This is a genomic window from Pseudogemmobacter blasticus (genome assembly GCF_003071405.1).
Taxonomy (GTDB): Bacteria; Pseudomonadota; Alphaproteobacteria; order Rhodobacterales; family Rhodobacteraceae; genus Pseudogemmobacter; species Pseudogemmobacter blasticus.
This window is the reverse complement of the sequence record NZ_CP020470.1, coordinates 1,591,944-1,616,871: the sequence shown is the minus strand read 5'-3', so window position 1 is coordinate 1,616,871 and position 24,928 is coordinate 1,591,944. Positions and strand designations below refer to the sequence as shown.

Annotated in this window: 30 protein-coding genes, 1 tRNA gene, 1 other RNA gene and 2 pseudogenes; 6 read left to right on the top strand and 28 right to left on the bottom strand. The window is 64.3% G+C overall.

Translation table 11 applies throughout. The features are described 5' to 3' along the window. Window positions 1–67 precede the first annotated feature (67 nt). The 18 genes from B6K69_RS07840 to B6K69_RS07765 all read right to left on the bottom strand — a co-directional run bounded on the left by B6K69_RS07840 (window position 68) and on the right by B6K69_RS07765 (window position 9,278). On the bottom strand, window positions 68–379 hold the full coding sequence (locus B6K69_RS07840) for a hypothetical protein (protein WP_108643384.1): 312 nt from the start codon (window positions 377–379) through the stop codon (window positions 68–70). Window positions 380–387: 8 nt separating this feature from the next. Then, an RNA gene (locus B6K69_RS07835) (hammerhead ribozyme type II) lies at window positions 388–463 on the bottom strand. Next, window positions 463–630: a hypothetical protein gene (locus tag B6K69_RS18155; protein WP_164681911.1), complete on the bottom strand. Its 168-nt coding sequence runs from the start codon at window positions 628–630 to the stop codon at window positions 463–465. The genes B6K69_RS07835 and B6K69_RS18155 overlap by 1 nt, the downstream gene beginning before the upstream one ends. 1 nt (window position 631) lies before the next feature. Further along, window positions 632–898 carry an HU family DNA-binding protein gene (locus tag B6K69_RS07830; protein ID WP_108643383.1) on the bottom strand — a complete coding sequence of 89 codons (267 nt, stop codon included), beginning with the start codon at window positions 896–898 and terminating at the stop codon, window positions 632–634. 24 nt (window positions 899–922) lie between these two features. Further along, complete coding sequence (locus B6K69_RS07825; protein ID WP_108643382.1) at window positions 923–1,555, bottom strand: hypothetical protein; 633 nt, start codon at window positions 1,553–1,555, stop codon at window positions 923–925. Beyond that, window positions 1,552–1,959: a hypothetical protein gene (locus B6K69_RS07820; RefSeq protein ID WP_108643381.1), complete on the bottom strand. Its 408-nt coding sequence runs from the start codon at window positions 1,957–1,959 to the stop codon at window positions 1,552–1,554. Before B6K69_RS07820 ends, B6K69_RS07825 begins: the two co-directional genes overlap by 4 nt. Then, window positions 1,956–2,627 (bottom strand): DUF3164 family protein, encoded by a 672-nt coding sequence (locus B6K69_RS07815; protein ID WP_108643380.1) that lies wholly within the window; start codon window positions 2,625–2,627, stop codon window positions 1,956–1,958. Before B6K69_RS07815 ends, B6K69_RS07820 begins: the two co-directional genes overlap by 4 nt. Before the next feature lie 3 nt (window positions 2,628–2,630). Then, window positions 2,631–2,861 carry a hypothetical protein gene (locus B6K69_RS07810; protein ID WP_108643379.1) on the bottom strand — a complete coding sequence of 77 codons (231 nt, stop codon included), beginning with the start codon at window positions 2,859–2,861 and terminating at the stop codon, window positions 2,631–2,633. Next, the gene (locus B6K69_RS07805) at window positions 2,848–3,150 is read right to left on the bottom strand and encodes a hypothetical protein (RefSeq protein ID WP_108643378.1); all 303 of its coding nucleotides are present in this window, start codon (window positions 3,148–3,150) and stop codon (window positions 2,848–2,850) included. Before B6K69_RS07805 ends, B6K69_RS07810 begins: the two co-directional genes overlap by 14 nt. Further along, complete coding sequence (locus tag B6K69_RS07800) at window positions 3,147–3,509, bottom strand: hypothetical protein (protein WP_108643377.1); 363 nt, start codon at window positions 3,507–3,509, stop codon at window positions 3,147–3,149. The genes B6K69_RS07805 and B6K69_RS07800 overlap by 4 nt, the downstream gene beginning before the upstream one ends. Continuing rightward, entirely contained in the window at window positions 3,506–4,093 is a 588-nt protein-coding gene (locus B6K69_RS07795) for a hypothetical protein (protein ID WP_108643376.1), read from the bottom strand. The genes B6K69_RS07800 and B6K69_RS07795 overlap by 4 nt, the downstream gene beginning before the upstream one ends. Next, window positions 4,093–4,866: an AAA family ATPase gene (locus B6K69_RS07790; protein ID WP_108643375.1), complete on the bottom strand. Its 774-nt coding sequence runs from the start codon at window positions 4,864–4,866 to the stop codon at window positions 4,093–4,095. The genes B6K69_RS07795 and B6K69_RS07790 overlap by 1 nt, the downstream gene beginning before the upstream one ends. Before the next feature lie 32 nt (window positions 4,867–4,898). Continuing rightward, a complete protein-coding gene (locus B6K69_RS07785; protein WP_228156838.1) occupies window positions 4,899–7,208 on the bottom strand; it encodes a Mu transposase C-terminal domain-containing protein in 2,310 nt (769 codons plus the stop codon). Further along, the gene (locus B6K69_RS07780; RefSeq protein WP_164681910.1) at window positions 7,205–7,681 is read right to left on the bottom strand and encodes a hypothetical protein; all 477 of its coding nucleotides are present in this window, start codon (window positions 7,679–7,681) and stop codon (window positions 7,205–7,207) included. The genes B6K69_RS07785 and B6K69_RS07780 overlap by 4 nt, the downstream gene beginning before the upstream one ends. After that, a complete protein-coding gene (locus B6K69_RS07775) occupies window positions 7,681–8,520 on the bottom strand; it encodes a ParB N-terminal domain-containing protein (protein WP_108643373.1) in 840 nt (279 codons plus the stop codon). The genes B6K69_RS07780 and B6K69_RS07775 overlap by 1 nt, the downstream gene beginning before the upstream one ends. A gap of 55 nt (window positions 8,521–8,575) precedes the next feature. Beyond that, the gene (locus tag B6K69_RS18150; RefSeq protein WP_164681909.1) at window positions 8,576–8,713 is read right to left on the bottom strand and encodes a hypothetical protein; all 138 of its coding nucleotides are present in this window, start codon (window positions 8,711–8,713) and stop codon (window positions 8,576–8,578) included. Next, window positions 8,713–8,985, bottom strand: coding sequence for a hypothetical protein (locus tag B6K69_RS07770; RefSeq protein ID WP_108643372.1), 273 nt, complete (start codon window positions 8,983–8,985; stop codon window positions 8,713–8,715). Before B6K69_RS07770 ends, B6K69_RS18150 begins: the two co-directional genes overlap by 1 nt. Further along, on the bottom strand, window positions 8,982–9,278 hold the full coding sequence (locus B6K69_RS07765) for a helix-turn-helix domain-containing protein (RefSeq protein WP_108643371.1): 297 nt from the start codon (window positions 9,276–9,278) through the stop codon (window positions 8,982–8,984). Before B6K69_RS07765 ends, B6K69_RS07770 begins: the two co-directional genes overlap by 4 nt. Before the next feature lie 134 nt (window positions 9,279–9,412). On the opposite strand from B6K69_RS07765, the pseudogene B6K69_RS18650 reads away from it, so the two are divergent. Next, window positions 9,413–9,607 (top strand): annotated as a pseudogene (locus B6K69_RS18650) (helix-turn-helix domain-containing protein); the annotation flags it as partial. A 24-nt stretch (window positions 9,608–9,631) separates the two neighbouring features. Further along, on the top strand, window positions 9,632–10,219 hold the full coding sequence (locus B6K69_RS07760) for a S24 family peptidase (RefSeq protein ID WP_418260538.1): 588 nt from the start codon (window positions 9,632–9,634) through the stop codon (window positions 10,217–10,219). A 1,307-nt stretch (window positions 10,220–11,526) separates the two neighbouring features. Here B6K69_RS07760 and B6K69_RS07750 read toward each other — a convergent pair. Then, on the bottom strand, window positions 11,527–11,856 hold the full coding sequence (locus B6K69_RS07750; RefSeq protein ID WP_108644839.1) for a nuclear transport factor 2 family protein: 330 nt from the start codon (window positions 11,854–11,856) through the stop codon (window positions 11,527–11,529). Window positions 11,857–11,994: 138 nt separating this feature from the next. Between B6K69_RS07750 and B6K69_RS07745 the strand changes: the two genes are divergently transcribed. Further along, the gene (locus tag B6K69_RS07745; RefSeq protein ID WP_108643370.1) at window positions 11,995–12,900 is read left to right on the top strand and encodes a LysR substrate-binding domain-containing protein; all 906 of its coding nucleotides are present in this window, start codon (window positions 11,995–11,997) and stop codon (window positions 12,898–12,900) included. Between the two features lie 393 nt (window positions 12,901–13,293). Here the strand turns inward: B6K69_RS07745 and B6K69_RS07740 are convergent. Further along, a tRNA-Ala gene (locus tag B6K69_RS07740) sits at window positions 13,294–13,369 on the bottom strand. A gap of 95 nt (window positions 13,370–13,464) precedes the next feature. Further along, window positions 13,465–13,797, bottom strand: coding sequence for a TIGR02300 family protein (locus B6K69_RS07735; protein ID WP_107673889.1), 333 nt, complete (start codon window positions 13,795–13,797; stop codon window positions 13,465–13,467). A 137-nt stretch (window positions 13,798–13,934) separates the two neighbouring features. Here B6K69_RS07735 and B6K69_RS07730 point away from each other — a divergent pair, with 137 nt between their 5' ends. The 3 genes from B6K69_RS07730 (at window position 13,935) to B6K69_RS07720 (ending at window position 16,362) form a co-directional block, all read left to right on the top strand. Beyond that, on the top strand, window positions 13,935–14,630 hold the full coding sequence (locus B6K69_RS07730; protein WP_108643369.1) for a M48 family metallopeptidase: 696 nt from the start codon (window positions 13,935–13,937) through the stop codon (window positions 14,628–14,630). Between the two features lie 30 nt (window positions 14,631–14,660). Further along, complete coding sequence (locus B6K69_RS07725) at window positions 14,661–15,311, top strand: GntR family transcriptional regulator (protein ID WP_107673887.1); 651 nt, start codon at window positions 14,661–14,663, stop codon at window positions 15,309–15,311. A 139-nt stretch (window positions 15,312–15,450) separates the two neighbouring features. Beyond that, the gene (locus B6K69_RS07720; protein WP_108643368.1) at window positions 15,451–16,362 is read left to right on the top strand and encodes a pirin family protein; all 912 of its coding nucleotides are present in this window, start codon (window positions 15,451–15,453) and stop codon (window positions 16,360–16,362) included. An 80-nt stretch (window positions 16,363–16,442) separates the two neighbouring features. Here B6K69_RS07720 and lpdA read toward each other — a convergent pair whose 3' ends face one another. From lpdA to B6K69_RS07685, 7 genes and pseudogenes are all read right to left on the bottom strand, one after another. Then, a complete protein-coding gene (gene lpdA / locus B6K69_RS07715; RefSeq protein WP_108643367.1) occupies window positions 16,443–17,831 on the bottom strand; it encodes a dihydrolipoyl dehydrogenase in 1,389 nt (462 codons plus the stop codon). Between the two features lie 66 nt (window positions 17,832–17,897). Further along, window positions 17,898–18,788: a sulfotransferase family 2 domain-containing protein gene (locus B6K69_RS07710; RefSeq protein ID WP_108643366.1), complete on the bottom strand. Its 891-nt coding sequence runs from the start codon at window positions 18,786–18,788 to the stop codon at window positions 17,898–17,900. Between the two features lie 29 nt (window positions 18,789–18,817). Beyond that, window positions 18,818–19,213, bottom strand: coding sequence for an MAPEG family protein (locus tag B6K69_RS07705; protein WP_108643365.1), 396 nt, complete (start codon window positions 19,211–19,213; stop codon window positions 18,818–18,820). A gap of 132 nt (window positions 19,214–19,345) precedes the next feature. Beyond that, entirely contained in the window at window positions 19,346–19,828 is a 483-nt protein-coding gene (locus tag B6K69_RS07700) for a hypothetical protein (protein ID WP_108643364.1), read from the bottom strand. 58 nt (window positions 19,829–19,886) lie between these two features. Continuing rightward, window positions 19,887–20,474, bottom strand: a complete 588-nt coding sequence (locus B6K69_RS07695; protein WP_108643363.1) for a L,D-transpeptidase family protein — start codon at window positions 20,472–20,474, stop codon at window positions 19,887–19,889. A 78-nt stretch (window positions 20,475–20,552) separates the two neighbouring features. After that, a pseudogene (odhB, locus tag B6K69_RS07690) lies at window positions 20,553–21,836 on the bottom strand (2-oxoglutarate dehydrogenase complex dihydrolipoyllysine-residue succinyltransferase); the annotation flags it as partial. Window positions 21,837–21,884: 48 nt separating this feature from the next. Further along, a complete protein-coding gene (locus B6K69_RS07685; protein WP_108643362.1) occupies window positions 21,885–24,857 on the bottom strand; it encodes a 2-oxoglutarate dehydrogenase E1 component in 2,973 nt (990 codons plus the stop codon). Window positions 24,858–24,928 lie beyond the last annotated feature (71 nt).

Below are 24,928 nucleotides of genomic sequence, written 5' to 3'. Positions count from 1 at the left end.
TCCCCGGCCGAGAGCCGACGGAATGCCGCGTCCTTCTGGTCTTCCGTCAGGTTGCTCGGCGCGGGTGTCAGGAACGGCGGAGGCAGAGGCCGTTCCGAAACAACAGCGGGCAAATTCCTGACAGGGGGGGGCGGCGGCGCGGCGCAGGAGCGACAACTTCGGCCAGGGCGTCCAGATCTTCGGCCTCGGCTTCGGCCGCATCAGAGGCGGCCGTGGCAAATCCGGCTGGCTGATCCTCTGGCCAGTCGACGGCCTCATCCTGCAGGAAGGCGCAAACCCGGAGCGCGACATCCCGTTCAGGAAAGATGCCAACCAGGACTGGCCGTGAAAGTACGATTTCGACCTGCCCATCCGGACGGTCGCGCAACATGTAGGTCATGGGGCACCTCTGGGCTGCTCATCAGGGCCGGGCCACCATGGCCGGCCGACCATGCCCCGGCCGAAGCCGGGACAGGTTTCGCTTCAGGTGGTTTCCGCGGGTTCGGGGGTGAGGGCCGCCAGATCGATCAGCCCCTCGCCGGCAAGGGCAGCGAGCGTTTCGATGATCTTGCGGATCTCGCTGGACCGCACACGCGGCACGTCGGCCCGCGCGCGCACCTTTTCGACCAGCCTGGTGATTTCGTCGGTCACCTCACACCCCCTTCGCGGCCTTGAAGGTCAGGCGGCGCGTTTCCGGGATGTCGACCGGCTCTCCGGTGGCCGGGTTGCGCCCCATGCGGGCCGGGCGCGCCTTGACCTGGAAGGCCCCGAAGCCGTTCAGCCGGACGGTGTCGCCGGAATCGGCCCGTTTGCGGGTGACATCAAGGAAAGCCTCGATGGTCGCCTTGGTGGTGGCAGCGCTGGCCCCGGTCTGTTCGGCCACGGCCTTGATCAGCGCGTCTTTGGTAACAGTTCCCATGTGGTTCTCTCCTTCACGGGCGGGTTAGCCGGCCAGCACAGCGCTGGACGGATCGATCGGACTGGGCGGTGCAAGCCGCCCCGTCTTGGCAATGAGCTTGACGTTCGCGACCCAGTGATCGCGCACGGGCCGCCAGTCGCCCCAGGCGAGGTGCGGGTTCTCGCGCAGGAACTGGACGGCGCGGTCCAGCAGGTCGGCGTCGTGCGGGCTAAGGCGCCCGGGCTGTACCTGCATGAAGGTCCAGACCTCTGCCATGAAGGCGATCTGACAGGCCGAGAGCAGCGCCTCGCTCTTGGATCGCAGGGCAATGCCCCAGGCCGCCGCGATGGCCCGGTCGACCTTCGCCTCGGCATTGGCGATGGCATTCTCGACGGCCAACCGCGTGCCGGACTGGCAAATCAGTTCGACCGACGGATCCATCAAGTCGCCGAGAAAGACCTTGTGAGCATCATGCAGCAGCGCCCAGCCGCGCAGATCCGGCGGACACAGGGCCTCGACCAGCAGCGAATGCGCGGCGACAGACCATGGCTCCGGGGTGCGGCCACCGAAGCGGTTGATCTTGGCCATCGCCTCGCCCAGGGCTTCGGCTGTCAGATCCTGCGACCGAAGGCACCCGAGGTCGATGATCCCGGTGCGGGTGTGGAAAGGGATGTTCACGCCGCCATCCTCACCAGGTCAGGTGCCGGCGGGGCCCAGCTGATGATCACGCCGGAAGCGGGCGGACCGTCAAACCAGGTTGCAAGGTCAGCATCGAATTCGGCAAAGGAGGGGTAGCCCAGCGAGATTGCGAACTTCTCGAGATGGACGATCGGCATGCCGGCTTGCCGTACCGACGATAAGCTGCAGTAGTTTTCGGCAATGTCGCGGGTCCAGACCAGCTCGCACATCTCGACAGCCAAGCAGACGGGGTCGGGAATGATCGGGTCTTTGCTGCCGATCCTGGTCAGGCGGATACGATCCCCAACTCGGGCATGACCCGTTTGGGCTTGGCGAAAGGTCTGGCAAATCAACCCAGACTGGATGCGGGGAATGAGGTGGGGATCGAAGGAATAGCGGATCATGTCAGCCCCCCCCGCGACAGGTTCAGGCTGACGGAGACAAGCTCTTCGCCCGGCCCTGTGCGCATCCGGAATTCCGGCGTCGTGCGCGAGCCGGTGACACGGATCGCATCGCGCAGCGCATCCATGGCCGACAGCCATTGCGGATCCTGAATGTCGTGCCGCAGCAGCTTGAAAATCTCGGACTTGTTGATCAGCCCTTCCTTGTCGACGTTGAACGCGCCGTTCACGATGACACGCAGCGGCGCGGCGGCGTCTTCCGACCAATTGCGCAGACACTCGTCGATCAGCGCCTTGGCCTGTTGCAGCTCGGGCCCGAAATCCAGTGCGTCGCGCACCCGGATGCTGATGCGGAAGCAGTCATCGACGGTCGCATAGGTGCGGTTGCCCTTGGTCCCGCCCTTTTCGACGCCATACTTTTCGGCCAGCAGGGCGTCGAATTCACCCAGGTCGCCAAACAGGTGGCCGCGGAACCGATTGATCTGTTCGACCAGGGCGAGGAACCAACCGAACTGTTCGCGGACGAGCGCATCCTCGAGCTGGTGCTGGGCCTTGATCGTCTCGATCGGGATCAGGGCGCCACGGGCGTCGGTCATATAGGTCTTGCCATTGAAGACCACCTTGCCGTCCGGGATTTCCTTCGGTGTGAAAGCCGTTTCGTGTTGGGCCATTCGTCAAAACTCCTTCAGGCGGGCAGTTACGAGCTGCTCCGGGGGTTGCAGTTGAGTTGGGGGGATTGCGACCAGGCCGAGGATGACCAGGGCTATGGCCATGTCCTCGATGTCCCGGACGCTGAGGCTGGTGAGGGCGCGAAGGCCATGGGTATCGATCTTGCCAAGTGCGCGCCCGGCCGAGACCAGGATTTCGCGGTCGCTGCGGTCCTGGCGGATTTCACCTGCAGACATCGGTACCTCCAACAAGGCGGAGGCCGGCTGATCGTCCGGTTGGCCCTTGCATTTCTGCCCGGACGTTAAAGACCAGGTCGCCGAATTCCTCGGTCAGGCCCATCAGCGCGGCGCCATCCTTGGGCGTCTCGCCCGGGTGCTGGCGGGCCAGCAGCACGGCAGCGGCGACCAGCACGACGGCGCCGTTTTCGTCTGCGGCCGAGACACCGATAAGACTGTCGAAGAGCGCCTTTGCGGCCGGGCCGTACTCAATCGCCTCGAGCTGCTGGGAAAGGGGCGGGCGGCTCATTTCAGAACCTCATGGGCAATCGGGTTGACCGCACAGGCGCGGCAGGCGCGCCAGTGGCTGAGTTTGTCGGGATGTGACGTGGACATCGGCGCCTCGGCATGGGCGCGGCAGGCGGCCTTCGCGATCGCCGTGCGCAGATGAGGACACAGCACCCGATCCTGATAGATCTGGACCACCCGGGCAGCGTGCCGCGCGGTGCAGAGATCGAGGCTCTGGGCAGGATAGGTTCCTGACAGCAGCATCGAGACCGAGGGCCGCGCCATGCCGGTTTCACGGGCGATCTGGCTGACAGACTTGCCCTTGGCGCGTTCTGCGCGCAGCAGGCCAATCCACTCCGGCTCCGGAAGGTCGAGGTTCAACGCGGGGGGCACAGGACATCCTCCCCGAGGTTGAAGTCATGGATCCCTGTCGCGCAAAGCGCCGGCGCCACGGGCCCGGTGTCGCGCACCAGGGCAAAGAGCTTGTATCCGGGGCTGGTCGGTGCGGTGCCAGTGACGCGGCGGCGCGAAACCGAGACGTACCCGACGGCGGCGAGGCCCCGCAGATACCGCTGTAGATTGTCGCCCGGGTTCGTGTCGTCGCCGGTGGCGGCATCCACGACCAGATCTGGCACCGTAAACACGCGCCTGGTCTTCATGGATGTCCAGGCACGCTGACGCAGGCTGTTCCGATAGCGCCGTGGATTTCCGTTCGACCCTATGGGGCCGCTCGTGATCGTTTCGCCCGCGAACGCGGCTGCAAGGCCAGCGTCGGTCAGTTGGAAACACCCGATCGCCATGCGGTCGAGATAGCCGCGGCGCAGCAAGACCGCTGCCGCGTTCGAGACCTGGCGGTTTGTCAGGTCAAGATCGGCCGCCAACTGACCAATGGTCAGGCAAACGCCGCTGCCAAGGCGTTGCAGCAGGGCAGTCGGGGCCGCGCCGGGATGGTGCCGATCAACCATCACGCCGCCCCCGGAATGATGATCGGCTTTCCGCTGGTGCGGTCATTCATGATGACCTGGCCGGCCATGTCGGCGATCGTGATCCCTGCGGAGCCGGGATCGAAGCGCAGTCCAAACCGCTCGATATGGGCAATGGCCTCAAGGATTTCCCGGTTGAAGCCCTTGGAAACCCTCCAGACAAACTCGACCAGGTCAGATGCGACCGGCACCTCGCACCGGCCCGAGACGAGTGCTTTGGCGTCGTCAAGCGTCGCGGGCTGAAACGCCACCTTGTTGGGCGCGCGGCTTTCGATCTGGGGGAAGCGGCGCAGATTGTCACGCAGCGACCCCATGCCGACCAGAATCGTGGGCAGGAACCGCAGATCGGAAATACCCCGGATCGCTTCCATGATCTCGCCGCGGTTCGAAACCAGATCCGCCTCGTCGATCACCAGGCCGAAGGTCTTGTCCTCAAAGGCTGCCCGCTCTGCGCGGTTGGCCAGCTCGTCCAGGACACGGGCAAACCGCTCGCGCTTGCCGCGGATGCTTTTCGCGTCCACCGAAAGTTCCGTCAGGATTTCCTGAATGAACCAGCTGTAGTCCCAGCCCTTCTGTGCGCGCAGATAGATGCTGCCGGTCTGGGTCACCCAACGGCTCAGCGTCGTCGTCTTGCCCAAGCCGGGCTTGCCATCGACGACAACCATGCAGGCCTCGATGGCGCCGCGCTCGTTGACCCGTTTCAGTGCGCCGTAAAACTGTCGGACGTTGCTCGTCTCGACAAATGCGGGTTTCATGTTATGCTCTCCTCATTCCTGACGTTTCTGGTTTAGGCAGCGGCACGGAGGAGGATTCGAAGCGCCTCCGTGTCGATGCCGGCCATTTCGAGAACCTTTCTGGCCGTCGAATTCGCGATGCAGTCCCGCAACACGCGGATCTGGTTGGGGGTGAGTTCGCCCGGATGCTGCAGCGCCCAGGCAGCAAGCTCCTCGTCGGACCGGAAGACGCGCCGTTGCGCGGGCGCCGCCGATGGATCGGAGTTGTCGACGGCAAGCATCAACGGCTCGGCTGCACGGGGCGTGATGTCGACGAAGTCGGCGATCTCGACGGCCTGCTGTTCCAGGAGCGGGGCATCCAGTTCCGCGAGTTTGTCAGTGCGGCGGCGATCGAGGCGTTTCAGGGCCGCGCGGTTGCGGTCTTCGAGCGCCTTCTGTTCTGCGGTCAGCGGGATGTAGCGCTGTGCATTACCGCCGAACTCGGCCACGCAGATCAGCTTGCCTGGCTGACCTTCCTCGACATCAAATTCGCGCACCCAGACCCGGTCGGCCTGATGCAGGTCGTAGCCCACCGCGACCTTTTCGCCGTGATAGGCCTCGAGATCGGGGTGGTAATACTCGTTGGTGTTCCACTCGACGAGGGCACGGCGCGTCGTCCGGATTTCGTGGGGACGGAACAGATCGTCCATTTCCTCGGGATCGATCATCACCGGCTCAAACCCGTTCTGGACATGCAGCGCCCAGGCCTCATTCGGGGTCATGTGCCGCTGGCGGCCGGTTTCAGGGTCTTCGAAACGCGGCAGCCCGGTGTGCGGCCGTGCGTTGTAATCGTTGATCGTCTTCTCCACCGCGGCGATGAACTCTGCCCAACTGGGCAGGCGACGCGCCACCCTGAATTCCTTGATCTCGCGGCGGGTTTCCTGATGGATGGCCTTCTTGGCCTCCTTGTCCATGTCGCACCCCATGTAGGTGGGCATGCGCTTGGCAAGGTCGTTCCAGACGTGGTTGAACCGCTCGATGATACCCTTGGCCTGGGAATTGTAGGGCAGCGCGTGCATCTTCGTGATGCCCAGCCGCGCCATGAGGCCGCCGAAGCGATCATCATCGAAGCGCTTGTTTTTGTAGCCAGCACCCCGGTCAGTGTAGAAGATCGCGCAGATGCCGTGGGTCGAACAGGACCGGCGCAGGGCCTCGGTCACTGCAATGACGTTTTCCTTGCGGCTGACCGCATATCCCACACACCGCCTGGTGGCCACGTCCAGGACAGACGTGATCTCCGGGCGCATGGGCTTGCCAGATACCGGATCAGCGACTTCGGCATCGAACGTCTTGCCGTCGGCTGTGTAGACCGTGGTAGGCCACATGTCGTCGGTCGTCCGGGTGACGTATGACATCCGGGCCCGGAGCGTCAGGATTCCCTCGCGGCCGACGTTCTTTTCGATGTTGTTCAGTCGATCCCGCAGGATGCGCGTGACCTGACTCAGGGTCAGCGGCATCAACTGGACGCCCTGCCGCGCCTCGACATCGTCCAGCCATTTGCGATGCGCATTGGCGATCGATGGTTTGCTCGGGATGGCGTAATAGGCCATGAAGTCAAAGAAGGCCTGCGGGATCGGATCGGCCTGCTTCGGCGGGATCGGAGCCAGGGCGAGAATTCCGCGCTCATCGCGAGCCTGAAACCACCGCCACAGCGTCCGCTCTGACAATTCAGGTGATCGCGCGCGATCATTGGCGGCTTCCAGCAGATCGGGAGAGAGCTGGAAGCCATCATCCGAGGTCAGCACCAATCGCCGCGCCAGGGTGGCGATTTCACGGCCCGTCAGGGGCATCCCGGTATCACGACGACGCTCTGTCGCCTGCCGGGCAACCCAATCCGCCTGCGCCTCGAGGAATGAGGCAATTCCCCAAGCCCGAGTTTGCTGGTGCGCGATGGCATAGCCTTCGATCGACCGCAGGATTTCAGCGCGGGCCAACATGACCGCCCGTCGCGCCGCTGGAAGCGCCGCCGCGCGCAACGCATCGACCTTGCGCTGATCAAGCGCTTGCTCGGCCTGGTGCTGCCTGACGATGCTGGCCTGCATATCGGTAGCTGCCATTGCAGTCCGCAGATAGTCCGGCAGCAGTGAGATATGATACTCGCGGCTCGGGCGGCCCCCCTTGGCATCAGCATTGCGCCAGCGAGACAGATGCTCTGGCAGGCCGTTCCATCCACGCTTCTCAGCGTGGGTACGCACGCCCCGCTCGGTCGCGGGAAAGCCGTCGCCCCCGCGGCTGGCGGCAAGTTCGGCGATCTCTCGCGCTGTCAGGTATTCGCGAAACACGGATGGCGCGCCCTGAAACCTGACGGGAAGCATACCGTTCATCGGCGCGCCCTCCCTTGCGCGATCACCTCACGCTCAAGGGCCTGTTCGATGGCTTCGATCTCGCGCTTTCTCTCGCGGATCAGGTGCAGCTTGATCATCCCTGCGTATTCAGAGTCGATGACCGACATCCCGAATTCGCCCGGTATAAAGCCAAGCAGATCACGGGCGTCGGTTGCGTGGACAAGGGCGATGAACGCGTCGAGCGGGATGCGGTGATCTTCCGACCCCTCCGACGACCACTTGTTCAGCATCGCCTCAGAAATCGGCCGCCGCAGATAGCTGACCATCCGGCGCGCCACCTCTGACCGGCTCAGCCCGTCGTCGCGGGCATCCCTGAGCGCCTGGCCGATGATCCTGGCGATCCGGTTGTCCAGCGGACCACGACCCGTGACCTCGGCACCGTAGCCAACAGAAACCTTCGGGGGTTCCCAGGCAAACAGATCCTTGGTCAAGGGGTCGCGGTAGCGGGCCATCAGATGCGACCCCTGCGCTTCAGCGATGCGATAACGCGGGCCTCGTTCTCGACCAGCAGCAGGTCGAGGCTTTCGTCGGGCAGCGCCTTGATGCCATCTGACAGCGCCCTGAACTTGCGTTCCAGGGCGGTGGGCTGGATGCCGTTTTCCAGATAGGCCAGCGCCGCCGCCACGTTCTCGATGTCGGGCCTGGCGTCGCCCAGGATCAGATCAAGGATCTTCGCCTGACGCGGGGCAGGCTCCTCGGACAGCGCCTTCAGTTCGGTCTGCTTGGTCGCGAGCTTCGTACCAACAAGGCGCAGACGGGAGGCCGATGAGAGGTCGACCCAGATCTTGACGGCCATGTTAATGGCTTGCTTGGTCAGCCCCACCTTCTCTGCGACCGATCGCGCGAACCCGAAGACCTCAGGATGATTGTCAGAGGTGGAAAAAGTTTTTCCACCATCATTGATCAACACCTCGATCAGCGGCCGAGCTTTACCCGCCTCCCACGCCTGCTTCAGCTCATACAGGTGATGGCAGCGGTCCAGGGCGATCAGCTCCGACCGGCCGAGGTTCTCCATCACCTCTTCCAGCCGGGCAGCCTCGTCACTGTCGGCCTCCGACAGGCTGGCGGGGATAGTCTCGCGCTGCAGCAGTTCGAACGCCCGCAGGCGCATGAGCCCGCTGATCAGGCTGTAGCGTCCGCCGGTCCGACGCACCCGGATCGGGTGATGCAGACCCTGCGCGGCAATGATGCCGGCCAGCATCTGCGCACCGGCGTCGTCATAATCCCGCGCCCGGTCGGCGGGGACGTCGATGTCCCTGATCGATAGATCGAGGATAGGGAAAGAATTCATGGTGTGCCTGCAAGCAAAGGGTGGCCCGCGCGTTCGTCGCGCGGTGCATGTTCAGTCAGCGGGCGGGAACCGCCTGCAGAAGCTGGTCAGCGCCGGTGGGAAGGCCGATTCCGGCCGAAACCCAGAAGCCACCGATCAGCAGCAGGAAAAGGGCGATGACGCCGGCGACATCGTCGAAGCGAACGCCGCGCATCACGACACCCCGAACTGCGGACTGCCGTCACCATCAAACGGTACCGAAACCGCGCGGGCGATGACTTCGCGATAGGCCTGATCTTCCGCCTCTTGCAGCAGGAACCCCTGCAGCCCGCGCAAGGAAAGGTGCAGACGGGCAAGAGAGGCGCCCTCGGGGCGCACACCGCCGGCCAGATAGGCCAGCACCTCACCCAGGTCGCGGGCTGACCCGCGGAAACCAGCGCCGCTCTTGTCAAAGACCGGGGCAGTTCTGGACGAAATCTGCGTCATGCTGCCGCCCTCCTGTCAGGATCACGGGCCGCTTTTTGACTCGCAATCAGGTCTTCGTTTTCCTTAGAAAGGATCGAGGATCTCCTGATGGGATAGCGGTCAGGGAACAGTTCGGCGGCAGGCACACCGAGATACTCGGCGATGGCCTGTTCGGCGGACCGTACTTTCCGCGACCAGACGGCCCGGAAGTTGCGAGGATCGATCCCCTTGAGCTCGGCCAAACCCGTCAGGGTCATGCCGCGTTCCTCAAGGGCGCATTTGATCCTGGCCTTCGACCAGGTCTGTTTTGCCATTAGGCTTCCTCCGGCTTTGGCGGGCCGTTGGCGCGGCCCGCCTTTGTTTGGGACGACAAACGCAACCGCGATGCACTTCGGCGCATCGCACAAGCATGGGATAAATCACGATTGGGCCTTTGTAAAGCTCATTCGTGATTAATGGTGGAGCCTTGGCACGACCTGAGATCGAACCTCGCACCCCTCTTGCGCAAAGATTGCGCGATGTTCGATCTGCGACCGGGATCGAAGATAGGGAAGTGTTTGCAGAGCGTACCGGCGTGAGTAAAAGCACGATCGCGAACTACGAGCGCGGAGACAGAACCCCTGACGCAACAATGCTTGAGCGATATCGCGAGGCTTGGAGCATAGACTTGAACTGGCTGGTCACCGGAGAGGGCGAAATGTTCCTCACTCCCGACTACGCTCTTCCCGGACCAGTGCAGGGATTTCTTGATGCAAGGAGGAGGAAAGATCCGCGGAATAGGGCTGCCAAGTCGATATCGGTTCCTGGCTCGCCTTCCGGACATGACCAGCCGAGTTTTGTGCGGCTACCAGTGTTTTCCGAAGTGCAGGCGTCAGCGGGGCCTGGGGCCGTTCCAGCGTCGGAACAAGTAAACAACGTCATTGCATTTGACCGCAACTTCCTGCGCGACAGGGGCGGTAACCCGGATCGTTGCTCGATCATCTTCGCGCGCGGCACCAGTATGAAGCCGACGATTCCCGACGGAGCGATCCTCGTCGTCGATCACAGTCAGTGCGACGTTGCACATGGCTGCATCTACGTTTTCAATGTCAGCGATCAGTTGCTGGTGAAGCGCGCGCGGTGGCGCATGGATGGACGTCTTGAGCTGGTCTCTGACAACACAGCTGAAGGCTATCCAGTCGAAACATTCGGCCCCGACGACACGCACGAGCTGCGCGTCGTCGGTCGCGTGGTCTACCTTTGTCGAACACCTTAAGCAGAGAGGGTTACTATGAAGCCAGTTTTCACATTTTTGCTGGTGCTTTGTGCTTGTGCGACAACCGTTACAACGACTGTTCCTTTTGATCCCGCAGAAGTGTCTTTTATCAATAGGTCCGGGCCTGCCACCATTTCCGGGCAGTCATTCCTTCGCCAGGCAGGTGGCGGCGTTGTAACCTGTGCAGGCAACGAGATTGAACTTATCCCAGCCGGGACGTACGCGAAGCAGCGGATTTCGCAAGGATATGGCAACGTCAGCGGCGGAAAACTTGGCAGTCTTGTGGGTCTTTCGCGGGCCGGTATCGACCCCAGGTACTTGACTATGAAGCGTACTGCAGTCTGTGACGCTCAAGGGAACTTCGAGTTCGCAGGCGTGGCTGATGGCGAATACTATCTGCTCTCATCGGTGCGATGGGTAGTTCCTGGCCAAATGTTCCCAGAGGGCGGTACTACCGTGCGCCTGGTAAAGGTCATCGGCGGAAAGTCCCAGCGGGTTATCATTAGCTAGGTAGCACCACGGCAAAGCGCCCGGAAAGTCTGAGCTTCGCCTTGCGACCGGGCACTTTGCCGAATGTATATCTTGGGTCGATCAGCCTCTCCTCACGTCTCGATAGACCGTCAGGAACCATCTAGCGCCACCGATTCCTGACGCTGCCACTTCCGAAACCTCCCGTGCCGCCTGCAAAGGCCTCATGACAAGTTTCCCTTTGATATTTAAAGGTTTTCGCTTCCGTTCATCCATTGGCACAGGTTTCGGCACGGATTTCCGAAACCCACCCGTCAGCAAGCGCCCGGTAGCAACGGTTTGCGCAGGTTATCAACCAACAGCCGCTCCTTAACTCATTATTTCTCAAGATGTTATCTAGATGACAGGCGATGCGCGATCGATGCCTGCTCTTTGCGCGCCAGGTGCGCGATCAAAGCCCCACCACCACGCATTTTACCCCGCCAACTTGCGTACCTGCCTAACCGGCAACTTCCCGGTTTTCCCTTAATGCTCAATGCTATGCGGTGCCTTTGGGAGGTTTCGGAACTTCTGCCAATGCTACCATCCCCCTACAAAGAACTGCCGAGCCCCTTTACGAGAATGTCGAACCCGCCGCGAATCCGATGCGCCGCGTCCGCCAGCGTCTGGCGCCCTGCGCGGCGGGTCTGTCTGCTTCGACGAATCCCGTGCCGGAGAATTTGCCGGCGGTGGTCAGGACGCGGGCGCCAGGCCATGGAAGATGGCCACTGTCGCAGCGCCAGCCCCCGAAGTGCCATCGCGGATCAGGGCGCGATGATCCCGCAGGGCCAGGAAGGATGTCATACGGTGATCTCCAGTTCGGCGATCTTGTCGCCCGCAAGGATGAAGAAGTAGCGCAGGTCGATCGGGCTTCCCGGAAAGTCACCGACGGCGTGGCCGGTCACCTGGGTTTTCCCACCTTCGGTGCTGATCAGGAACGGCGTCACCGTGTAGCTGTATTGTTGTCCTTCTCCTGCGATCCAATCGCGAATGGCCTCGCGGCCCCGATGGATCTTGCCCTTGTCCTTTACCGTGCCCTTGTCGGTGAAAGCGGCTGCCACAGCCTCGGGGCTGCCGTCTCGGTCGGCGTCGAAATAGGCTTTGATGCTCTTCGGCAGGGTGATTGTCATTTTGGTCTCCATCCATGTTTTCTGCAGGTTCCGCATCGGCTGCGCCGGTGTCGGGGGCTGATGAAGGACAATCTAGAGATGGACGAACGACGCGATAATTGGGATAAATCGGCACGAGGAATTCCGATAACAGGGACAATGACCCGGCCGCTGTTCGCCGATCTGGATGCCGTTCTCAGCATCGCCCGCCAGGGGTCGTTCCGGGCCGCCGCGCTTGAACTTGGCATGTCGACAACGGCGCTGAGCAACGCCATCGCCAAGCTGGAGCAGCGGTTGGGTGTTCGCCTGTTCAACCGCACGACGCGAAGCGTCTCGCTGACCGATGCGGGACAGACCTTTGTCGCGCGGATCACGCCCGCGATGACGGACATCCATGACGCGATGCTGGCGGTGCAGGCGCTTCAGGAAACGCCGACCGGCACATTGCGCATCAACGCCTTCGCATCCGCCGCCCGCGAGGTGATGGCGCCACTCATCCTTCCGTTCCTGCGGCGCTATCCGCAGGTGAAGATTGATCTGGTCACGGAAGGGAAGCTGGTCGACATCGTGGCGGCCGGGTTTGATCTGGGGCTGAGACCCCTCGATCTTGTGCCCTCCGACATGATCGCCGTGTCGCTCGGCCTGCCGCGCGAAAATGCTGTCGTCGCGTCGCCCGAGTTCTTGCGTATGCACGGCGCACCGAATGTCCCGGCCGACCTGTACCGCTATCGCTGCATTCGCGCACGCCTTCCCAACAACGCCCTATTGCGCTGGCGGTTCGAGAAGGGCGGGGTGCCCGTCCACATTGACGTGCAGGGCGCCATCACCCTTGACGAGGCCAGCCTTGTCCGGATCGCCGCCCGCGAGGGTATGGGCCTTGGATACGTCCAGGAGGCGGATGTGCGCGATGACATTGCTGCGGGGCAGCTTGTGCGGGTTCTGAAGGACTGGACCCCCAGCTTGGCCCCGCTGGCACTTTACTACCCTGGCCGGAAGACGCCGCCAGCGGCTTTCAGCGCGTTCATTCATGCCGCAAGAGAGTTCGCTGGCGGGAAGGTGAGCTGACAATGAGGATCTGCAAGATTCCAGTTGGCAGTCAGCGCGTTCGCTTTGAAAGGCCTCTCACACCGGGCGGCGTATGCCTTGAGGTGATCCAGGTGTGAAGCATCCGCGCAAGTTTTCTGCGGCGCGGGTCGAACGTCTGCGCCACGGAGATTGACTACGGAGTACGGTGGTGAACTGACCGCCGTTTAGGGCCGTTTGCGCGGTGTCATATAGCCAAAGCAGCGAGGTGGAGGGTGGCGGGCGCCGCTTCAGATTCCCTCTGTGAGCGAAACAAAAAAGCCAGCAGAGCGATCTCTACCGGCTTCGGGTCTTTCGGGGACACAGGTTTCCCAGCTAAGTGGACAACCTGGTGTCATTAATGGAAGATCTGTCTGGCACTTGCCAGAGGAGATTTGGTGGAGCCGAGGGGAATCGAACCCCTGACCTCTTGAATGCCATTCAAGCGCTCTCCCAACTGAGCTACGGCCCCACCGGAGGTACCGCGGATATCCCGCCGCGGTGCCGGGTGTCTAGGCGAAGGCGCGGGGGGCTGCAAGGGGAAAAATGCAGCCCCGCGCGAAGTTGTCAGACGTCTTCCTCATCGGCCGCGACATCGGCCAGATCGTCGAGCGAGACGTTGTCGTCAGCGTCGTCTTCCAGCAGATCATCGTCGATCTCGGTGTCATCCGCGACGGCGGCGCCGAGCAGATCGTCATCGGCTTCCAGGTCTTCGACCAGCGTGTCGTCCTTGTCAGGCACGACCCGGCTGATCACCGCGGCGGCCATCTTGCGGCGCGCAGATTCGATATCCACCACCTCGCCCGTGTAGGGGCTGACAACGGGGGTGCGGTTCAGGTCGTAGAAGCGCTTGCCGGTCGTCGGGCAGATGCGCTTGGTGCCCCATTCTTGCTTGGGCATGGGTATCGTCCCTTCAGTTCGGGCCATTGGTTCGGGCAATCGGAAAGCCGCCCCTTGCCATAGCTGCGGGCGGCTGTCAAAGCCTTTGTCATGCCGGGCGAGATGCGCGCTGCGGCACGGTTTTGCAAGGGGAAAGAATGCCGGTTTTGCCGGGAAATCCGCCGGTCGAGGTTCATTTGCGCCGCTCCGCGCAGGCGCGGCGGTTTTCGCTGCGGGTGTCGCGGCTGGATGGCAAGGTCACGCTGACCCTGCCGCAGCGGGCGCGCGACTCCGATGCGATGGGATTCCTGACCGCACAGGAAGGCTGGCTGCGCGAGACGCTGGCCACCATGCCCGAGGCCGCCGGCGAGCGGGTGGGGCTTGGCAGTCTGGTACCTGTGGAAGGGGTGCCGCTGCGGCTGGTGCAGGCGGCCACAGGCCGGGCGGTGCGGGTTGAAGGCGGGGCGCTGCTGGTGCCGGGTGATCCGGCGCAGGCCGGGGTGCGGGCGGGGGCCTGGCTCAAGGCGCTGGCGCGTGACCGGCTGGCCGCGGCCTCAACACGCTATGCCGCGCAGGTGGGGCGCGGCTTCACCGGGCTGGCCCTGCGCGACACGCGGTCCCGCTGGGGATCATGCAGCCCGGACGGGCGGCTGATGTATTCTTGGCGGCTGATTCTCGCGCCGGCTTCGGTGCTGGACTATGTGGCCGCGCATGAGGTGGCGCATCTGGTCGAGATGAACCATTCCCCGGCCTATTGGGCGGTGGTGGGGCGCATCTTCCCCGGCTGGCAGCGCGAGCGGGCCTGGCTGCGCAGCCACGGGCAGGATCTGCACCGGCTGCGCTTCGGGGATTGACCCCCGGGCGGCGCTTTGCTTCCCTGCGTCATGCCTACGCCGCCCCGCCCCACCTTGCCCGATCTGGCCGCCCATGAGCGGCTGTATCGCACGCTGCGCCAGCAGGTGATGCACGGCGAGCTGACACCCGGCCTGTCGCTGACGCTGCGGGGGTTGGCGCGGCAGTTCGGCGTGTCGATGACGCCCGCGCGCGAAGCGGTGCGGCGGCTGGTGGCCGAAGGGGCGCTGACGCTGTCTTCGTCGGGCCGGATCTCGACGCCCGAGCTTTCGCCCGAGCGGATCGAGGAGCTGGCGGCGGTGCGGGCGCTGCTGGAGCCGGAGATGGCCTCTCGGGCGCTGCCGCGGGCGCATTTCGCCCTGATCGAGCGGTTGGCGGCAATCAACGCACAGAACACCGAGGCGGCGGTGCGGCAGGATGCGGTGGCCTATGTCCGCACCAACCTTGAGTTTCACCGCACCCTGTACCTGCGGGCGCAGACCCCGGCGATGCTGGCGCTGACCGAGACGGTTTGGCTGCAACTGGGCCCCACGATGCGCGCCGTCTATGCCCGGCTGAACCGGCGCGACCCGCCCACCCACCACCGGATGATCCTGGCCGCGTTGCGGGCGGGCGATGAGCCGGGGCTGCGTCTGGCGGTGCGGACCGATGTGATTCAGGGGCTGCGGCACCTGTCGGGCTAAGGGGAACCGGCGTTCCGGGGCAAGGCTGGCGGTGCCAGTTCTGCATTTCTGCACAGTCGGCTTGTGCGCCTGCGTATTGGCGAGACGCCGGAAACGCCCCATCTTGGCCGCAACGAAACCCCTTCCAAGGAGACCGGCCATGTCGTTCCGTCCCGTTCTGGAAACCCGCCGCGCCCAACCGCATATCGAGGGCGCGGGCGTTCATCTTCACCGTGCCTTCGGGTTCCAGGACCCGACCGAGGCCGATCCGTTCCTGTTGTTCGACGATTTCCGCGGCGATCATCCGCGCGATTACAGCGCGGGCTTCCCATGGCACCCGCACCGGGGGATCGAGACCATCACCTATGTTCTGGCCGGCACGGTGGAGCATGGTGATTCGCTGGGCAACCGGGGCATCCTGGGGCCGGGCAGCCTGCAACTGATGACGGCGGGCCGGGGGATTTTGCATCAGGAAATGCCCAAGGGCGATGCGCAGGGGCGGATGCACGGCTTTCAGCTTTGGGGCAACCTGCCCAAGGCGCTGAAGATGACCGACCCGCGCTATCAGGACATTCCCGGCGTGGAACTGCCCGAACGGCATGAGGATGACGGCAGCAGCCTTCGGGTGGTGATCGGGGATTATCGCGGCGTGAAAAGCCCGGTCGATGGCATCGCGGCCGATCCGCAGTATCTGGATGTCTTCGTGGCGCCGGGCAAGCGCAAGGAATTCCGCGTCGATACCCGCCGCCGGGCCTTTGCCTATGTCTTTGAAGGCGCGGGCCGGTTTGACGATGCGGCCGCCCCGCAAGGCGTGCGGCTGGAAAAGGAAGTGGCCGGCCGCGAGGTCAATATCCGCGATCTGTCGGGCAACCGTACGCTGGTGCGCTTTGGCGATGGCGATACGGTGACGGTGACGGCGGGGCCGGAAGGCGTGCGCTTCCTGCTGGTCAGCGGGGCGCCGATCGAAGAGCCGGTGGCCTGGGCCGGGCCGATCGTGATGAACACCGAGGCCGAACTGGGGCAGGCCTTTGCCGAATTGCGCAACGGCACCTTCATCCAGCCGGTGCACTGAATCAAAGGGCCGGGGGCGCTGCCCCCGGACCCCCGGGATATTTGAAGACAGATGAAAGCCCGCAAGGGCTTTCGCTGTTTTCAGGCGTGGATCGCGCCGTCGCCGCAGGCAAGGGCGGCTTCGCGCACCGCTTCCGAATAGGTCGGGTGGGCGTGGCAGGTCAGCGCTATGTCTTGCGCCGCGGCACCGAATTCCATGGCGACACAGATTTCATGGATCAGGTCGCCGGCACCCGGGCCGATGATATGACAGCCAAGGATGCGGTCGGTTTCCTTGTCGGCCAGCATCTTGACGAAGCCTTCGCCCTGGAACACGGCCTTCGCGCGGGCGTTGGCCATGAAGCTGAACTTGCCCACCTTGTAGGCGCGGCCCTGGTCCTTGAGCTGTTCTTCGGTCAGGCCCACGGCGGCCACTTCGGGGGTGGTGTAGACGACGCCGGGGATCACGCCGTAATTCACATGGCCGTACTTGCCGGCCATGATCTCGGCCACGGCCATGCCCTCATCCTCGGCCTTGTGGGCCAGCATCGGGCCGGCGATGGCGTCGCCGATGGCATAAAGGCCGGGAACGCTGGTGCGGAAGTGGTCGTCGGTCTTGACGGTGCCGCGCGGGCCCATCTCGACGCCAAGCGCCTCAAGCCCGAGGCCGGCGGTATAGGGCCGGCGGCCGGTTGCCACCAGAACGACATCGGCCTCGATCTCGCCGGCGCTGTCGTCCTTGCGCAGCTTCCAGGTGACCTTGGCGCCTTTCGCGGTTTTCTCGACCACCTGCACGGCGGCGCCCAGCACGAACTTCAGGCCCTGCTTCTGCAGGATGCGCTGGAAGGATTTGGCCACTTCGGCATCCATGCCGGGGGTGATGGCGTCCAGATATTCGACCACCGTCACCTCGGCGCCAAGCCGGGCATAGACGCTGCCCATTTCCAGCCCGATCACGCCGGCACCGATGACGACCATCGACTTCGGGATCTTCGGCAGGGCCAGCGCGCCGGTCGAGGTGACGATCACTTCTTCATCGACGGTGATGCCGGGCAGGACCGAGGCCTCGGAACCCGTTGCAATCACGATGTTTTTCGCGGTGTGAACCTCGTCACCAACCTTGACCTGGCCCGGCGCCGGGATCGAGCCCCAGCCTTTCAGCCAGGTTACCTTGTTCTTCTTGAACAGGAATTCGATGCCCTTGGTGTTGCCGGCGATCACATCGTCCTTGTAGCGCAGCATCCGGTCCCAATCGACCGTGGGCTTGGCGCCCATCAGGCCCATCTTTTCAAAGTTTTCATGCACTTCGTGCAACTGATGCGTCGCGTTCAGCAGCGCCTTCGACGGGATGCAGCCCACGTTCAGGCAGGTGCCGCCCAGGGTTTCGCGCGCCTCGACACAGGCGGTTTTCAGGCCCAGTTGGGCGGCGCGGATGGCGGCGACATAGCCGCCGGGGCCCGCGCCGATGATGATCACGTCAAACTCTGCCATGGGTCGGTTCCTTCGGATTCGGATGTCTTCTTTGCGTCTTCCGGGCGTCTTGCTTGCGTCTTGCGCTCAGGGCTGCCCGGTCGGGGGTTCAGGGAAAGGGCCGATCTCGGTCGAATAGCCGAAAGCGGCATAATCGGCGGCATAGATCTGGCGGATCAGTTCGGCCGCGCGGGGGGTGATCAGCTCGCGCCCGGTCTGGTCGGGGCTGGCGTTGCTGTGCGGCATGACGAAATCCTGCGGCAGGGGGGCCCCCAGCCGGTCAGCGATCTGATGCAGGAAGGGGTTGAGGTCTTCGACATGGGCGATCAGGTCGGGGCGGAACACCTGCGGCATGATGCTGTCAACCTGGCGCTGCCAGTGCGGATCAACCAGATCGGCGCGGTTGTCGGCATAGCAGGCGGCGATGAATTCAAGGAACTTCTCGAACCCCGAGGGGCGATAGCTTTCCTTGGCCCAGTTCAGGCCCGTCAGCGCCGAGATGTGCAGCCGGTCGGTGTAATAGGGAACGTGCTTCAGCACATGCGACCGGCAGATGTGCTTGAACCCCGAGATCGCCCGCAGTTCCGGGTCGCGCACCGCGGTGATGCGCAGCGCGCCCGACAGGGCGGCGGCGGGATCGTCCAGTTCCCACAGCGGGCAGATCAGCCGCGATGACAGGACGCGGGTCGCCGGGGCGTCGCCGTTGGGGTCTTCGGCATCGGTCACGTCACCGGGCAGGGGCAGGCCGAATTCCAGTTCGAACAGCAGCCGCTTGAGCGAGGACGACGCCGCCTTGGGCGTGGCGGCATAGGCCCAGCGGCCCGAGCGGGGCAGGAACACGCCCGACAGGAAGCCAAGCGCCGCGGCATCGCTGGCGAAGGCCGTGCCGGTGGCGGCGCGGAAGGCGGCGGCGCGGGCAAGGCGCTGCGCGGCATCGGACGCAGGGGCGGGAAAGAACAGGGTCGCGGGGCGGGGCATCGGACGGGCCTTTGCAGGTTACGGACAGGTCAGAACAGGGCGGCCAGCAGCAGCACAAGGGTGGCGAAGAACCCCGCCGCCCAGATGGCCGAACGCCACGGCCGCCAGCCATAGGCATAGGCGGGAACATAAAGGATGCGGGCGGCAAGGAACACCCAGGCAGCGGTTTGCGTCACCACCGAGGACTGGCCCGACAGGGTGACCACCACCACCGCAAGGGTGAACAGGATCAGCGCCTCGAAATGGTTGTTCATGGCGCGTTGCAGCCGCCCGGTGCGGGTGGACAGCCCGTGTTCGGGCGGCTTGTCGCGCGGGCTGGAGGTATAGCGCGTGCCCAGTTCAAGGTTCGCCGGAACGGCGAACAGCGCGAATTGGGCCATCTGCAGCAGGCCACACAGGGCAAGAACGGTGAGTTCGGGGGTCATTCGGGGCCTTTAGCAGAGGGGGATACCCATGTTTCTGACGTGAACTTGCCTGAGCGCCTGTCTGAGAACGATGAACGCTGCCGGTGAAGGTGTCTGGTGGGCCACCAGCATGACGATGGTGGCCCGAAACTGTCAATTCACCCCGATGGCCTGAGGGAGGACATTGCGTTTGTGGGCCCACCTGAACAGTTGCATCGTATCATGCGTGACAACCCTGCGATCAAGCCCGACGACCTGACAGCCGACCTGGGTGACGATCTGGGCGTTCGCGTCGCGGATCATGTCCCGCGTCTGATGCGAGTCTCCCATGAAGCTTTCATAAACCTGAGGCTGCGTGCGGTTGATGATCGCGGTGGCTTTCTTGAACCGGGCCGCCGCGGTGGTGCTTCCGGTGCCATTGAGGCAAGCCACCTGATATTTGTGGGTCTGGAGGGAAGGTTCGACATCAACGCTTCCTCCCCGCTTCACGCCACGGTGCAGCGCCTCGCGGGTAAACGAAAACGTCGTGGTGGATGCGCTGGCGTCAAGCGCAGGGGAGGGGGCTGTTGAGACACAGCCCATGACAAGCGCGGCAAGGGCAAGACCGAGGGTGAGCGGCTTGAGAGAGAATGACATCAGATTTCCAGTAACTGGTTAACAGAAGGTGACAGGGCGGTGGTGGCACGGTCGGGGGTCATGCGCGGATCTCGATCAGGGTGCCATCGGGGACTTGTGACCAGATAGCCTGCATTTCGGCATTGGTCACGCCGATGCAGCCATCGGTCCAGTCTGCCAGCAGGTGCAGGTTGCCAAGGAAGCCCCAGCCGTTCGGCAGGCCGTGGATCATGATGTTGCCGCCGGGGGCGACACCGGCCGCTTCGGCGCGGGCGGCATCTGCCGCGTCGGGGTAAGAGATATGCAGGCTGAGATGCGCGACCGAAGACGGATTGCGCCAGTCGATCCGGTAGCGGCCTTCGGGCGTGCGTTCATCGCCTTCTTGCGCCTTGGGGCCGGCATCGGCGGCTGCTCCCAGCGAAATGCGGTATTCGGCCAGCGGCTGGCCATTGCGCAGCAGCGTCAGGCGGCGGGCGGATTTTTCCACCAGCACCAGATCGGCCTGCCGGTCAGCCGGCGCCATGGCGGGCGGCGTGCCGGGCAAAAGGCGGGCGGCGGCCTTGGTATAGGCCACGGCCGTCAGGGGCAGGGCAACGGCGAGGGCGGCGGCGACAAGGGCTGTGCGTCCTGTCAGTCCGCGCCGCGCTGCGGAAGGGGCGGCGGTCATGGCGTGCCTCGCGCGGTGGGGCCGTCCCGCCCGGCGACCGAAGGTTCGGGTCGCGGGGCGGGACAGAGGGATTTGATCTTACAGATCCATCAGCAGGCGGCGCGGGTCTTCCAGGGCCTCTTTCACGCGGACGAGGAAGGTCACGGCGCCCTTGCCGTCAACGATGCGGTGATCGTAGCTGAGGGCAAGATACATCATCGGGCGGATGACGATCTGGCCATTCACCACCACCGGGCGATCCTGGATCTTGTGCATGCCCAGGATGCCCGATTGCGGCGGGTTCAGGATCGGCGAGGACATCAGCGAGCCATAGACCCCGCCGTTCGAGATGGTGAAGCTGCCGCCCTGCATTTCGGCCATCGACAGCTTGCCGTCGCGGGCTCGGACGCCCAGTTCGGCGATCTTCTTCTCGATGGCGGCAAAACCCATCTGGTCAGCGTCGCGCACCACCGGCACCACAAGGCCCGACGGCGTGCCGACGGCCACGCCCATGTGGACGTAGTTCTTGTAGACAACATCGGTGCCGTCGATTTCGGCGTTGACCTCGGGCACTTCCTTCAGCGCGTGGCAGCAGGCCTTCACAAAGAAGGACATGAAGCCCAGCTTGACGCCGTGCTTCTTCTCGAAGGCGTCCTTGTATTCGTTGCGCAGGCCCATGATGCCGGACATGTCCACCTCGTTATAGGTGGTCAGCATGGCGGCGGTGTTCTGCGCGTCCTTCAGGCGGCGGGCGATGGTCTGGCGCAGGCGGGTCATCTTGACCCGTTCCTCGCGCGCGGCATCGTCGGCCGGGACCGGGGCGCGCGGAATGGCGGCCGGGGCCGGGGCGGGCGCGGTGGCCGCAGCGGCAGCGCCGGCGGCGCCGGCCACGGTGCGGGCCACGTCTTCCTTCATCACGCGGCCGTCGCGGCCGGTGGCCTGCACCTGGTCCGGGGTCAGGCCGGCTTCGGCCATGGCCTTGCGGGCCGAGGGCGAGGCGGCGGTTTCCGCCACGGGGGCCACGGCAGGGGCCGGCGTCGGCGCGGCGGGCTTGGGCGCCTCGGCCTTGGCGGCGGGGGCGGGGGCTGCGGCGCCTTCGGTCACGATGGCCAGCCGGGCGTTGGCGGCCACAGTCGCGCCTTCGGGGGCCAGGATTTCGGCCAGCACGCCCGTCACGGGCGAGGGCACCTCGACGGAAACCTTGTCGGTTTCCAGTTCGCACAGCATTTCGTCCTGCTTCACGGCGTCACCCGGTTTCTTGAACCAGGTGGACACGGTGGCCTCGGACACGGATTCCCCAAGAGCGGGCACCATCACGTCAGTCATCGTTGTCTCTCTCCCGCGCCATGCGGCGCCACTTCGTTCCGGTCGGGCGCGTGGCCCGGGTGTTGGTCGGGGCTGCCCGGGGCGCGTGTCCCGGGCGGCGGTGCATCACAGGGTCAGCGCGGTGTTGACCAGCGCGGTCTGTTCGGCCTTGTGCCGGCTGGCAAGCCCGGTTGCCGGGGCGGCGGCGGCCACGCGACCCGCATAGCGGGCGCGGGTGGTGGTGCCGCGGACACGGGTCAGCAGGGTTTCCAGTTCCGGTTCGATGAAGGACCAGGCGCCCTGGTTGCGCGGCTCTTCCTGGCACCAGACGAATTCGGCCTTGGGGAAGCGCGCAAGTTCGGCCGTCAGCGAAATGGTCGGCACCGGGTAAAGCTGTTCGATGCGCAGAAGATAGATGTCGTCGATCCCGCGCGCGTCGCGTTCGGCCAGCAGGTCGTAATAGACCTTGCCCGAGCACAGCACGACGCGCTTGATCTTGTCATCCGCCTTCAGCTTGGTTTCCGAATGGCCCTTTTGCGCATCGTCCCACAGCACGCGATGGAAGGACGACGGCTTGAGGAAGTCTTCGGCATCCGAGACGCACATCGGGTGACGCAGCAGCGATTTCGGCGTCATCAGGATCAGCGGCTTGCGGAAATCGCGGTGCAACTGGCGGCGCAGGATGTGGAAGTAGTTGGCCGGCGTCGTGCAGTTGGCGACGATCCAGTTCTCTTCCGCGCTGTTCTGCAGGAAGCGTTCCAGACGGGCCGACGAATGTTCCGGCCCCTGGCCTTCCATGCCATGCGGCAGCAGCACCACAAGGCCCGACATCCGCAGCCATTTCGATTCCGACGAGTTGATGAACTGGTCGAACATGATCTGCGCGCCGTTGGCGAAGTCGCCGAACTGGGCTTCCCACAGGGTCAGGGCGTTCGGTTCGGCCAGCGAATAGCCGTATTCGAAGCCCAGAACCGCATATTCCGACAGGGCGCTGTCGATCACCTCATACCGGGCCTGACCGGCGCGGATGTGGTTCAGCGGGTAGTAGCGTTCCTCGGTGGTCTGATCGACCCAGCCCGAATGACGCTGGCTGAAGGTGCCGCGGGTACAGTCCTGCCCGGCCAGACGCACCGGGAAGCCCTCGGTCTGCAGCGACCCGAAGGCCATCGCCTCGGCCGTGGCCCAGTCGAAGCCCTTGCCCGAGCGGAACATTTCCTTCTTGGCCTCAAGCTGGCGGGCCACGGTCTTGTGCAGGTCAAAGCCTTCGGGCACGCGGGTCAGCCCGGTGGCCAGATCGTCCATCGTCTCGCGGGCGATGAAGGTTTCGCCGCGCTGATAGTTTTCCAGATCCTTCGGCTGCATGTTCTTCCAGCGCCCGTCCAGCCAGTCGGCCTTGTTGGGCTTGAAGTTCTTGCCGGCCTCGAATTCTTCATTCAGGCGGGCCTGGAAGGCCGCCTTCATGTCCTCGATCTCGCCTTCGGGGATCAGGCCGTCGGCCACCAGACGTTCGGTGTAAAGCTGCAGCGTGGTCTTCTGCTTGCGGATGCGGTTGTACATCGCCGGGTTGGTGAACATCGGCTCGTCGCCTTCGTTGTGACCGAAGCGGCGATAGCAGAACATGTCGATGACCACGTCCTTGTGGAACTGCTGGCGGAACTCGATCGCCACCTTGGCGGCGTGAACCACGGCTTCGGGATCATCGCCGTTGACGTGGAAAATCGGCGCCTCGACCATCAGCGCGATGTCGGTCGGATAGGGCGACGAGCGGCTGAACGACGGCGCGGTGGTAAAGCCGATCTGGTTGTTCACCACGATATGGATGGTGCCGCCGGTGCGGTGGCCCTTGATGCCCGAAAGCTGGAAGCATTCGGCCACGACGCCCTGGCCGGCAAAGGCCGCGTCGCCGTGCAGCAGGATGGGCAGGACGGTGATCCGCTCATCGGGGCTGTCGCCGTTCTGGTCCTGCTTGGCGCGGACCTTGCCCAGAACCACGGGGTTCACCGCCTCAAGGTGGCTGGGGTTGGCGGTCAGCGACAGGTGGACGGTGTTGCCGTCGAAGGTGCGGTCGCTTGAGGCGCCAAGGTGATACTTCACGTCACCCGAACCTTCCACATCCTCGGGCTTGTAGCTGCCGCCCTGGAATTCGTGGAAGATCGCCTTGTAGGGCTTTTGCAGCACGGTGGCGAGGATGTTCAGCCGGCCGCGGTGCGGCATCCCGAAGATGATTTCCTTCAGCCCAAGCTGGCCGCCGCGCTTGATGATCGCTTCCAGCGCGGGGATCAGCGCCTCGCCGCCATCAAGGCCAAAGCGCTTGGTGCCGGTGTATTTGACGTGGCAGAACTTCTCGAACCCTTCGGATTCGACCAGCTTGTTCAGGATGGCGCGGCGGCCTTCCCGGGTGAACTGGATCTCCTTGCCGTAGCCTTCGATCCGTTCCTTCAGCCAGCCGGCCTGTTCCGGGTCAGAGATGTGCATGTATTGCAGGGCAAAGGTGCCGCAATAGGTGCGCTTGAGGATGTCGATGATCTCGCGCATCGAGGCATGGGTCAGGCCCAGCACGTTGTCGATGAAGATCGGCCGGTCCATGTCGGCTTCGGTGAAGCCGTAGGAGGCGGGGTCCAGCTCGGGGTGGTTGCCGCGTTCGGTCATTCCCAGCGGATCAAGGTCGGCGGCCAGGTGGCCGCGAATCCGGTAGGCGCGGATGATCATCAGCGCGCGGATGCTGTCTACCACGGCGCGCTGAAGCTGTGCCTCGGTCAGGTTGACGCCCTGTTCGGCGGCCTTGGCGGCAATCTTCTGCGCGGCGGCCTTGCTGTCGGCCTTGGCCGGCGCGGAGGCCGCCCATTCGCCGGTCAGGGCGGCGGTCAGGTCATCGCTGGGTGCGGGCGGCCAGTCGGTGCGCGCCCAGGACGGGCCTTCGGCGGCCCGCTTGGCATCAAGCTCGCTGTCGCCCAGGGCGCGGAAGAACTCGGCCCATTGGGCATCGACGCTGTTCGGATCGGCGGCATAGCGCGCCTGAAGCTGGTCGACGTAATCCGCGTTCGCGCCATCCAGGAAACTGGAGGCGTGGAACTGGCTGTTGGGGATCTGTTCGGTCATCGGTCCTTGCCCTTTGCGGGAGTGGGCGTGTTGAGGAGAGGTGGCTTGGGCGCGGCCTCCCCTCCGCGCCC